The sequence below is a fragment of the Flavobacterium sp. B330r genome (genome assembly GCF_056824325.1).
The window spans coordinates 4,068,876-4,081,343 of sequence record NZ_CP124860.1; the positions used below are offsets into that span (position 1 = coordinate 4,068,876).

Below are 12,468 nucleotides of genomic sequence, written 5' to 3' on the forward strand. Positions count from 1 at the left end.
ATGAAACGATTATATATATCACTTTTTATACTTTCTGGTTTGTTTGTATCTGGATGTTCAGATGAATTTTTGGAAGTAGATCAGACAAAAAATATTCCAGCAGATCCTGCTTTAGTGGATAGCGATGCAGGGGCTACATCAATGGTTGATGCAGTTTATAATATATTTTTATCTTGGGACATGTCTTCTTTTGCTTGGAACGGGGTAAGCAGTATTATGACTGACGACGCAGATAAAGGTTCAGATCCAGGAGATACTGGTACAGATAAAGATGTTTTAGACGCTTTAACGTTCAATTCTTCTACACCATCTTTTAGTAGTATCTGGAATTATAATTATGCAGGAATCAACAGAGCTAATCAAGCATTAGCAATGTTTCCAAAGCTTAAGCAAGTATCTCCAGCTTTAAAAACAAGATTAGAAGGAGAAGCTAAGTTTTTAAGAGCTTTTATGTATTTTACTTTAGTTAAAGGATATGGAGGAGTTCCAATTGTTGACCGTTTGCCAATTCCTGGAAATGAAGAAGACAGACTTATGCAGTTAACTCGTAAAACTCCAGCTGAAGTTTATGCTTTTATCGAAAAAGATTTAAATGACGCTATCGAAGCTTTGCCATTAAAATCTTCATATAGTGGAAATGACGTTGCACGTGCTTCTAAAGGAGCTGCTTATGCTTTGTTAGCTAAGGTTAATTTATACCAAAAAAACTGGCAAAAAGTAATTGACAATTGCAATCAAGTAACAGGTTATTCTTTAGTTTCTGACTATTCTCTACAATACAAGAAAGAAGGAGAGTTTGGTCCAGAGTCAATTTTTGAAATTAATGGAATTGGAGGAACTTCTTCTCCAGGATATGGAATAGGAAATTATACTGTTTCTCAAGCGCCTAGAGGTGCTGGAGGATGGGGATGGGGTTTCAATACACCATCTCAAGGACTTGCTGACGCATATGAAGCTGGAGATGTAAGAAGAGCTGCAACCATTATTTTTAGAGGTTCTGTTTTGTATGATGGTAGAGAGGTGGCATCTACTGTATCTAACCCAATGTACAATTATAAAGCATATTCATCAGCGTTTTACAATCAGGAATTTACAGATGTAAATCTTAGATATTTAAGATATGCTGAGGTAATATTAATGAAGGCTGAGGCTCTAAATGAATTAGGACAAACTTCAGAAGCGATTCCTTTGATCAATCAAATTAGACATAGAGCGGGATTAGGTGATACTCCAGCAACAGGTCAGTCAGATGTTAGAAAAGCAATTTATAAAGAAAGAAGATTAGAATTTGCTTTTGAGCACGACAGATGGTTTGATCTTGTAAGAACAGGACAGGCAGAAGCAGCTATGAAAGCTGATGTTAGCGCTACTTTCCCTAACGGAAAAACTTTTATAGTGGGTAAACATGAGTTATATCCAATTCCAGCTTTAGTGGTTCAACAATCTGGAGGGGTAACAACACAAAACCCTGGTTATTAATCAAAATCTTAAAAATCACTTCCCTTTAGATTTTCTAAGGGAAGTGATTATTTATTAAAATCTTAAATTTTTATAATGGTTAGAATTTCAGTTTTATTTTTAGCTTTTACTTTTTTTAGTTGTGGATCCAATGCCGATAAGTCGAAAGAAAATGTACAGGAAAATACTTCTGGCGTTACTGCATTAACAGACGAGCAGCTTTTAGATGCTGTTCAAAAACAAACTTTTAAATACTTCTGGGACTATGCAGAACCAAATTCTGGATTAGCGAGAGAACGTTATCATCCTGACGGAGTTTATCCTGAAAATGATTCGAATATCGTTACAACAGGTGGTTCAGGTTTCGGATTAATGGCACTTGTTTCAGGAATGTCTCAAGGTTATATTACTAAAGAGCAAGGGGTAGAAAGACTTAACAAAATTGCAGATTTTTTAGGCAAAGCAGATCGTTTTCATGGAGCATGGTCTCATTGGATTGACGGAAATACAGGAAAAGTAAAACCTTTTGGAACCAAGGATAATGGTGGTGATTTAGTCGAAACTTCATTTTTGGTTGCAGGAATGATTACCGTTCGTGAATATCTTAAAGATGGTTCTGAAAAAGAAAAAGCGGTAGCACAAAAATTTGATGCACTTTGGAAAGGTGTTGACTGGCAATGGTACACAAATAATAAAAATGTTTTGTACTGGCACTGGTCTCCGAGCTATGCTTGGGAGATGAATTTTCCATTAGAAGGATATAACGAATGTCTTATTACTTACGTAATGGCAGCGTCTTCACCAACGCATGCAATCGATGCGAAAGCATATCACGAAGGATGGGCGAGAAGCGGTGGTATAGTTTCTTCAAAAACAAAATACAATATCCCACTTATTTTAAAGCATAATGGTGCAGAAGAATTTGGAGGTCCATTATTCTGGGCGCATTATTCTTATGTAGGTTTAGATCCAAACCAGTTGACAGATAAATATGCTAACTATTGGGGTTTAAATGTTAATCAGACTAAAATTAACTACGAATATTGTGTTGAAAATCCGAAAAAAATTGCGGGTTATGGACCAGAATATTGGGGATTAACAGCATCATATTCAAGAAATCCTGACGGTTCTATTGGATATAATGCACATATGCCAAGTAACGATCAAGGTGTGATTTCTCCGACAGCGGCAATTAGCTCAATCGTTTATACGCCAAAAGAATCAATGACATTTATTCGCAATTTATATGAGAATCATAAAGATGAAACTTGGGGAAATGCAGGTTTTTATGATGCTCTTAGTTTAGGAAATAAATGGGTGGCAAAACGCTATTTGGCAATTGATCAAGGTCCAGAAGTTGTAATGATCGAAAATTACAGAACAGGATTATTGTGGAAATTGTTTATGAATGCTCCAGAGGTAAAACAAGGCTTAACAAAACTTGGATTTAAATCTGGAAAATACGGAATTTAAGGTTCTATGAAAAATAAGTTAGCATTTATATTTCTGTTGTTTTCTATAGTTGTTTTTGGGCAGAGTGAAACAACTGGAAAAATCAATACAGTTATAATGTCTAAATATGAACTGGGATATGTTTTACATCGTCCAGCGAATGTTAAGGAGAAAAAACCATTGATTGTTTTTATTTCGGGCGATGGAGAAAAAGGAACCGATTTGGAGAAAGTAAAAATTAATGGTCCTTTAAAATATTTAAAAACACACCAATTAGACGCTTATGTTTTGGCTCCGCAATGCAAAGAAGACGAAAATTGGGATATAGAATCAATTTATCAGCTGATTGTGAAAATTCAGAAAGAGAATAAAATCGATTCAGAAAGAATATATGTTACTGGTTTGAGCTCAGGAGGTTGGGCTTCTTGGAATTTGGCTTTTTCACATCCGGATCTATTTGCAGCAAATGTACCTGTCGCGGGTTTTGTAGATTTAATTCAGTTAGAACATGCTTGTGAAATAGCTAATATTCCAACCAGAATTTTCCACGGATTACAGGATAATGTGGTAAATGTAAATTATGCCATCACGATTTATAATGAATTGAAAAAATGTAATGCCAAAGATGTAAAGCTGACCATTTTTGATGATGCAAATCATGACAGCTGGACAAGAGTTTATGATAACAAAGAGATCTATGACTGGATGTTACAGCAAAGAAAAACGAATACAAACAAATAAATAGAATAGAATGAAATCACTTTGATTCAAACAAAAAATTGAACAAAGAAAAGTGATTCCATGTTCCGATTAAAAACAAATATTAAATACACATGAAAAACAAATTAGTCTTACTTTTTTTAGGATGCGCTGTTTTGGGTTATGCTCAAAAAAAGCCAGCTAAAAATACAGTGAAAATTAAACCAAAGTCTGAATTTGTGGCGGAGTTAATGTCAAAAATGACTTTAGACGAGAAATTGGGTCAGTTAAACTTGCCAACATCTGGTGATATTACCACTGGGCAGGCAAACAGCTCAAATGTGGCAAAAAATATTGCTGAAGGAAAAGTGGGTGGTTTGTTCAACATTAAATCAGTTCAAAAAATTAAAGAAGTGCAGAAAATTGCGGTTGAAAAAAGCCGTTTAAAAATTCCGTTGCTTTTTGGTATGGACGTTATTCACGGTTACGAAACAACATTCCCAATTCCGTTAGGCTTATCTTGTACTTGGGATATGGGATTAATTGAAAGAAGTGCACAAATTGCTGCAAAAGAAGCAAGTGCAGACGGAATTAACTGGACATTTTCTCCAATGGTTGATGTTTCTCGCGATCCAAGATGGGGAAGAGTTTCTGAAGGTTCAGGAGAAGATCCATACTTAGGAAGCCAGATTGCAAAAGCAATGGTGAATGGTTACCAACAGCATGATCTTTCAAAAAACAACTCAATTTTAGCTTGTGTTAAGCACTTTGCATTATATGGAGCTCCAGAAGGCGGACGTGATTACAACACTGTCGATATGAGCCACATTAGAATGTTTAATGACTATTTCCCTCCTTACAAAGCTGCAGTAGATGCTGGTGTAGGTTCGGTTATGGCTTCTTTCAACGAAGTTGACGGAATTCCAGCAACAGGAAACAAATGGTTAATGACAGATGTTTTAAGAAAACAATGGGGTTTTAAAGGATTTGTAGTAACAGATTTTACTGGAATTCCTGAAATGATTGAGCACGGAATGGGAGATTTACAAGCAGTTTCTGCTCAATCTCTAAATGCTGGTGTTGAAATGGATATGGTTGGAGAAGGTTTCTTAGGAACTTTGAAAAAATCTTTGGACGAAGGAAAAGTAAAAATCGAAACAATCGATAATGCTGTAAAACTTATTCTAGAAGCAAAATACGACTTAGGATTATTCCAAGATCCGTATAAATATTGTGATGAGAAGAGAGCAAAAACGGAGATTTTTACAACAGATAGCAGAAAAGAAGCACGTGATATTGCTGCACAATCTTTAGTTTTATTAAAAAACCAAAACCAGCTTTTACCACTTAAAAAATCTGGAACAATTGGTTTAATCGGACCATTGGCAGATGCTAAAGAAAATATGCCAGGAACTTGGAGTGTGGCTACAAAAATGGAAAATGCCGTTTCATTATTGAGAGGTATTAAAGAAGTAGCGGGAGCTGGAACTAAAGTTTTATATGCAAAAGGAAGTAACTTAGATTACGATGAAACTTTTGAAACTAATGCGACAATGTTCGGTAAAACCTTACACCGTGATGCTCGTTCAAAAGAAGATTTATTGGCAGAAGCTTTAAAAGTGGCAGAGCAGTCAGATGTAATTGTTGCAGCTTTAGGAGAATCTGCAGAAATGAGCGGAGAATCTAGCAGTCGTACAAACTTAGAAATTCCACAAGCGCAGAAAGATTTATTAAATGCGTTATTAAAAACTGGAAAACCAGTTGTTTTAGTTTTATTTGATGGACGTCCGTTAGTAATTACAGACGAAGAAAAAACAGTTCCAGCAATTTTAAATGCTTGGTTTGCTGGTACAGAAGCTGGTTATGCAATTGCTGATGTGTTATTCGGAGAAGTAAATCCTTCAGGAAAATTAACTTCAACTTTCCCAAGAAGTGTTGGACAGTTACCAATTTATTATGCACACAAAAATACAGGAAGACCACTTTCTAACACAGAAGGGAAATTCGAGAAATTCAGATCAAATTATATTGACGAAAGAAACGAGCCTTTATTCCCATTCGGATTTGGTTTAAGCTACACGACTTTTGATTATTCAAACTTGAAAATTTCTTCTGATAAAATGAATCCATCTGGAAAATTGAAAGTAACTGTTGATGTAACAAATACTGGAAATTTTGACGGAAAAGAAACAGTTCAATTATACATTAGAGATTTAGTTGGTTCAGTAACAAGACCAGTTAGAGAATTAAAAGGTTTCCAAAAAATAGCACTTAAAAAAGGTGAAAAACAGACAGTAAGTTTTGATATTACTGTTGAAGATTTAAAATTTTATAACTCTGATTTACAATTCGTAGCAGAGCCAGGACAGTTTGATATTTTCGTTGGAGGAAATTCAAATGCCGATAAGAAAGTTAGTTTTGAGTTAACTAAATAGTTGGTTTATTTGATTAGTGAAAAGCCCTTCGTTTGGAGGGCTTTTTTTCTAAAATGACAAAACCTTTTTGTAATTTTTTAACTACGTTATTATGAATAAAATTAAAATATTTAGTGCCGTATGTCTTATTGCCTTCTCCTATTGCAATGCGCAAAAGAATGCAACAGTAGCACATCGCGGAGCATGGAAAAAGAATAATCTGCCTGAAAATTCTATTGCATCATTAAGACATGCAATAGATTTAAAATTGCCAGGATCAGAGTTTGATGTTTGGAGAACAGCAGATGATTCACTTGTAATCAATCATGATGCCCATTACAACAAACTGCTTATTGAAGAAACGAATTATGTAGATTTGATAAAGTTTAAACTTTCTAACGGAGAAAAACTTCCAACACTACATGAATATATTTCAGAAGGAATACGAAATAATAAGCATACACTTTTGGTTTGCGAAATTAAACCTTCTGAAATCAGTAAAGAAAGAGGACAAAAAACGGGTGTAGCAGCAGTCGAAACCATTAAAAAATTAAAAGCCGATAAAAATACCTGCTACATCAGTTTTGATTACGATATTCTAAAAAAAATCAGAGCAATAGATCCGAAAACTTCTCTGCAATATTTAGAAGGGAATAAATCTCCAAAAGAGGTAAAAGCGGATAAAATTAACGGTGTTGATTACCATTATTCTGTTTTTCAAAAACATCCTGAATGGATACAAGAAGCAAAGGATAATAAAATTATTCTAAATGCTTGGACTGTTAATGACGCTAAAGATATGGATTGGATTATTGCACACAAATTCAATTACATTACTACAAACGAACCCGAACTTTTAAAGGAAAGAAAAGAGATTAAAAAATAAGTTGTAAAGCTTAACTAAAGAATCTAACCATGAAGAATATATATAAACAATTTAAGCCAATTTTATTGCTTTCGATGCTTTTCGGAAGTAGTCTTTCGGCACAAAATTCTGGTAAAACAGAATGGTTTGACCCTAGCAGACCAGCAACAACATATTGTAATCCGATAAATATTGGGTACAATTTTACGACTCATAATCACAACGGAATTCCAGAATCACGCCGTTCAAGCGCGGACCCAGTAATTATTACTTATAAAGGCGAATATTATTTATTTGCAACCAATCAGGCTGGTTTCTTTTGGAGTAAAGACATGTCAGACTGGAATTTTGTTTACGGAAGTTTCCAGAGACAGCCAGGAGATGACGACCAATGTGCTCCAGCAGCATGGGTTGTAAATGATACTTTGTTTTATGTAGGTTCAACTTGGAAAAGAGATCATCCGATTTGGAAAACGGCAGATCCGAAATCGGGAAGATGGACACGTCACGTAGACAAAGCAATGCTGCCAACTTGGGATCCAGCGATTTTTCAAGATGATGACAAAAAAGTATATATGTACTACGGCTCAAGCGGAAAATTACCACTTGTAGGTGTTGAGGTTGATTATAATACTTGGCTTCCAAAAGGAAATCAAGCAGACTATGCAGAATTGTATAAAGCGACAGAAGTAGAGGATATTCAGAAAGTTTATGGACAAGTTAAGGAAGTCGCTATTTTGGATCCTTCGGCTCACGGATGGGAGCGTTTTGGACCAAATAACGATATGGAACCTGCACCTTGGGGGAATTTTATTGAAGGAGCTTGGATGACAAAACATAACGGAAAATATTACATGCAATATGGAGCGCCTGCTACCGAATTTAAAGGCTACGCAAATGGTGTTCATGTTGGAGATAATCCGTTAGGGCCATTTACGTACCAAAAACATAATCCGATGTCATATAAACCAGGCGGATTTGTAATTGGAGCAGGACACGGAAATACTTTCGCAGATAATTATGGAAATTACTGGAATACAGGAACGTGCAAAATCTCTATTAAAGATCGTTTTGAGCGTCGTATAGATATGTTTCCTGCCGGATTTGATAAAGATGATGTAATGTATTCGATCACAGCTTATGGAGATTTTCCAATTGTGTTGCCAACAGCTCAACGTGATCAAACAAAAGGAGCTTCTTCTGGATGGATGCTGCTTTCCTATAAAAAGCCCGTAACGGTTTCTTCTTCAGAAGAATGTATGGAAGTAGAAACACACAGAATGGATAATGGCGGTAAAAAAGTATATGAGAAATTCTGTTATGGACCAGAAAATCTTACCGATGAAAACATTCAAACCTATTGGTCTGCAAAAACTAGCAATCCAGGAGAATGGCTTCAAATGGATTTAGGAAGACAAATGGAAATTAATGCTTTACAAATTAACTACGCAGATCATAAAGCAACGCAGTTTAATAAAGCAATGGATATCTATTATCAATATAAAATCTATATGTCTGATGATGCTCAAAATTGGACTTTGGTTGTAGATAAGTCTAAAAATGATAAAGATGCACCTCATGATTATGTAGAGCTTTCAAAATCTATTAAAGCGCGTTACATTAAAATGGAGAATATTCATAATGCATCTGGTTTATTTGCAATTTCAGATTTTAGAGTTTTTGGAAACGGATTGGCAGCAAAACCAAAAGCTGTTGCTTCTTTTAAAGTAGACAGAAACAAGGCAGATTCTAGAAATGCGATGATTTCGTGGAAAAAACAAGCTGATGCAATTGGTTACAATATTTATTACGGAATCGAACCAGATAAATTGTATAACAGCATTATGGTTTTCGGTGATAATACCTATGATTTTAGAGGTTTAGATAAAGGAACAAAATATTATTTTACGATTGAGCCTTTTAATGAAAACGGAATCGGAACGAAAAATAAGATTATTGAAGTAAAGTAGCTGTCTACAGCTTATTTTATGGTTTTGTATTGAAACCGCCTCATTTTTGAGGCGGTTTTTTTATGTTTTGACAATTGATAACTGTTAAAAAAATAAATGTAAAATATTTATTGTAAAAAAAATCGTACGTTTATTATAAAATAAGATTTTACTTATAATTTTAAATGTTTTTCTATGAGCAAAGTAAAAATATATGGCAATCCCAATCCTGTGATAGGGATAAAAGAATAGTACTCTATACATGATTTTTTTGGCAGTTCTGCTCCATCAAAATTCATTGAGCCATTGGAAAATATACCTGACGAAAATATCAAATGGAGTGTCTGGATATTATTGGGAGATACATGGACAAAAATGACTAAAAACAGTAAGACAGGTGCAACAGTAGACTATACATTTACCCAAACCAGCCTTAAACGCAAAGGAATCAGGATGCTTGTTGATGCCAACGGCGAAAAAGCAGTTTTGGATATAAAAACCAAAAATAATTCAGAAAGCAAAATACTGCATATCGAAATTCTTGATAATCTAGGAAAAAAGCCCACGAAATTATTTAGCTATGGCGAAACCATTACAGCTCGCGTGCATTGCCTTAATATGGAAAAATTTCGCATAAATGTTACTTTATGGGAGAATGATGGAGGCAAAAAAGACCTTTCCGACATTGTCATGGACACAAAAGAAGCCAATGTATTGCAAGGGAAAGCCGATGTAGAATTTACTTTTGATCCTAGTAAAGTATGGCTTGCCAATGCAAAATCGGCACCTGGTGAGTCAAACGAAGGCGCATTTCATGAATATTATGTAACGGCTGAGTTTTACAAAAAAGTTTCAAAACCTACCCAAGATGTTAATGTCATCAATCCGGATTATAAAGTAGATATATTTTCAAAAACTTCTACTTTTAAACCATCTGAAACAGAAACCCAAAAAACATCTCCCAAAGAACAAAAGGGCGCTTCTAAAAAAGAAACTAGAGGAATAGCAAAAAAAGATGAAAAAGCTCATGATTATCATGAGCAGAAAGTTGATATACAGCCTACTATTGTTTTCAATCCAAACCAAGAGTTTATTAATAGTTTGATGATGGTTGATGTTGGGGATTCTATGTGGCATCAGAAAAAAGGTATTTGTATCTGTAAAGAAAATAATTTCTACTGGAGCAACAAATTAACTTGTGACGAGCGCAAAAAAGTACTCGAAGTATGTGCAAAACTTTGGGGAGAAGATAAAAAGAAAGACAAAGCAAGTGAACTAATGGCAATTATGCATCTTGAAACGGGTAAAAAAGACATGTTTAAGCCTTATGCCGATAATGGAGCTGACTATTCTGGTTTAATACAATTTAATGATGCTTCAGCCAAAAAATTAGGCACAACAAGAAGTGCTTTAAAAAAAATGACTTTCATAGAACAGATGGATTATGTTCATGACTACTTTGCTTCAAAGCAAGAAATAGCAAACATGGTAGACTTGTATTTGCATGTTTTAAAGCCTAATGCTGTCGGAAATGGAAACAATCCTGATTATGTTCTCTTTGACGAAAGCATTTCGGTGCCAGATGGTGACGGAAGCCAAACAAGCGCTGAACAGCGAAAAATAAATATTGGAAAAGAACCTTGGGTAACGAAATATGGCTATTCCTCAAATCCTTCATTTATGAAAGGCGAGGAACATACACAACGAAGGAAATGGGTCTATACGCGACAACGTTTTGAAGAGCGTTGGGGATTTGTAAACGGAAAAACTACAATTGCGGATGTTATGTTAGAGTTAAATAAAGAGCATTATAATCCTGGAGTTAAAGAACTGTTTAAAGGGGTTTGTGAAAATGCCAAAAAAGAAGATAACCAAAAAGAAAATACAGGAGAAAGAGCACCTTGGATGAAAATAGCATGGGAAGAAGAAACTAAAAAATTAAAAGAAACAGGATCTAATAAGGAAATTCAAAAATTTTTTGACGGAACTCCGTATGAACAGTCAATGAAAAATGGTACAACAAATGAAAGCGATATATCATGGTGCGCAACATTTGTCAACTGGGTTATGACTAAATACGGTTATAAAGGAGTTGAAGGATATAATGCCGTTCGTGCACTAAAATGGGCAGATTGGGCAGAAGGAGTTGATATTAAGAAACCAATATATGGAGCGATTGCCGTAAAAAGACGAACAGGAGGTGGTCATGTTGGATTCGTTGCGGGAAAAAAAGGGAATAAGATTGTGATATTGGGAGGAAATCAAAACAATGCCTTAAACTGTTCTAAATATTCGGAGTCAGAGTTCTTTGCTTACCTCGTCCCTAAAGATTATGAAGTATTCGACGAAGATTATAAGCTCCCAGAATATGAGGGCAATCCAAACGAAAAAGGATCTGAATCTTAAAAATTTAAATTATGAAAAGAAAAATTTTTCTCTTATGTATATCAATTTTGTGTAGTTGCAACAAACAAAACCAAAGTAAAAATAAAAATGAAAGTAACGTTGTAAAAAAAAATATCCCAATGGAAGAAATTTTAAAAAAACAATTACAATATGGACGACCAAATGAAAATAATCCTTATGCTTTTAGCAGTTCTGATCTTGCAATAATTTTACCAATAACTAAAGCCGAATTAAAATCTAAAGGTTTTAAATTTCCAAGCAATGATGAGTTTATTGTTAAAATCAAAATGGTTTTTGGGAGAACTATAGATTTGAAATCGGAGTCAAAATATATATACATTAATTTTTGGGATAAATGCGATAAAACTTTTATTTACTATCCGAACAACATTTCTGATTATTTCGGCATATATGTAATTAAACATGATAATTATATTACAGAGAGCTATGCATTGCCTCAAATTATAGACTACCAAAAAAAGTTTCCAGATATTATCAATTATGAAAATAGCTTGCCTAAAACAATGAAAAGTTTAGATGGAGGAGAACCATTTGAAGGCAATGGTGAAGTAATTAGAAATTTCTGGAAAGATGAAAAAAACTTAGTTAAACAACGTTATGAGAATCTTGAGACTTTACTGAACCGCAACAAATATCTTTTTAATGATAACAAAGCAAGTTTGGTTTGGTTAAAATTCCATGATGATTTTTTTCTTGACTGTCTTGTTAAGGTATTTGGTTATGTTCAAGATAAAGATTTATTAAAATGGGTTTTAGACAGAAGCTTAAATGATGATAAATCTAAAGAGGAAGAATTTTATAAAATACTAGTCACAAAAACCTGTGATAACAAATACATTTTCCATAAAGAGGTTTTTGATATAATGTCCCAGACTGATACCAAAAGCAAAGAAAATTACCTTAATTTTTTAATAGGAAGTATAGATCTGCCAAAAATTGAGGGGCTTAATTTTAGTGAAGACACAAGAATTAAAGCTTTGTATTGTTATTATGCTACAAAAATTGACAAAAATTATATGTTTTCCTTTTTTCCAAAATTGAATGATGAGAAATTTGAAGAAGAATTCAAAAGAAACAACTACTACAATATTCCTGATTTTAAAAAATTATTCGAGGATACTAAAAATGGGGGTATTGGTTTGCCTATGTAAAAGCTATGCTTACTACTTTTCAATTATTAGAGTCTTTTAACGAAAACGGAATC

Annotated in this window: 8 protein-coding genes; all 8 read left to right on the forward strand. The window is 34.2% G+C overall.

The annotated features are described in order from the left end of the window. The 8 genes from QLQ95_RS18150 (at position 1) to QLQ95_RS18185 (ending at position 12,415) form a co-directional block, all read left to right on the forward strand. Complete coding sequence (locus tag QLQ95_RS18150) at positions 1–1,479, forward strand: RagB/SusD family nutrient uptake outer membrane protein (RefSeq protein WP_095927756.1); 1,479 nt, start codon at positions 1–3, stop codon at positions 1,477–1,479. 75 nt (positions 1,480–1,554) lie between these two features. After that, positions 1,555–2,931 (forward strand): glucoamylase family protein, encoded by a 1,377-nt coding sequence (locus QLQ95_RS18155; RefSeq protein ID WP_482501000.1) that lies wholly within the window; start codon positions 1,555–1,557, stop codon positions 2,929–2,931. A 6-nt stretch (positions 2,932–2,937) separates the two neighbouring features. After that, positions 2,938–3,651 (forward strand): carboxylesterase family protein, encoded by a 714-nt coding sequence (locus tag QLQ95_RS18160; protein WP_482501001.1) that lies wholly within the window; start codon positions 2,938–2,940, stop codon positions 3,649–3,651. A gap of 92 nt (positions 3,652–3,743) precedes the next feature. Next, entirely contained in the window at positions 3,744–6,044 is a 2,301-nt protein-coding gene (gene bglX, locus QLQ95_RS18165) for a beta-glucosidase BglX (RefSeq protein ID WP_482501003.1), read from the forward strand. 91 nt (positions 6,045–6,135) lie between these two features. Then, positions 6,136–6,909, forward strand: coding sequence for a glycerophosphodiester phosphodiesterase family protein (locus QLQ95_RS18170; protein ID WP_482501005.1), 774 nt, complete (start codon positions 6,136–6,138; stop codon positions 6,907–6,909). 29 nt (positions 6,910–6,938) lie between these two features. Continuing rightward, positions 6,939–8,858: a discoidin domain-containing protein gene (locus QLQ95_RS18175; protein ID WP_320492612.1), complete on the forward strand. Its 1,920-nt coding sequence runs from the start codon at positions 6,939–6,941 to the stop codon at positions 8,856–8,858. Between the two features lie 285 nt (positions 8,859–9,143). Then, the gene (locus tag QLQ95_RS18180; RefSeq protein WP_482501007.1) at positions 9,144–11,243 is read left to right on the forward strand and encodes a TIGR02594 family protein; all 2,100 of its coding nucleotides are present in this window, start codon (positions 9,144–9,146) and stop codon (positions 11,241–11,243) included. An 11-nt stretch (positions 11,244–11,254) separates the two neighbouring features. Continuing rightward, positions 11,255–12,415, forward strand: coding sequence for a hypothetical protein (locus QLQ95_RS18185; RefSeq protein WP_482501009.1), 1,161 nt, complete (start codon positions 11,255–11,257; stop codon positions 12,413–12,415). Positions 12,416–12,468: the final 53 nt, after the last annotated feature.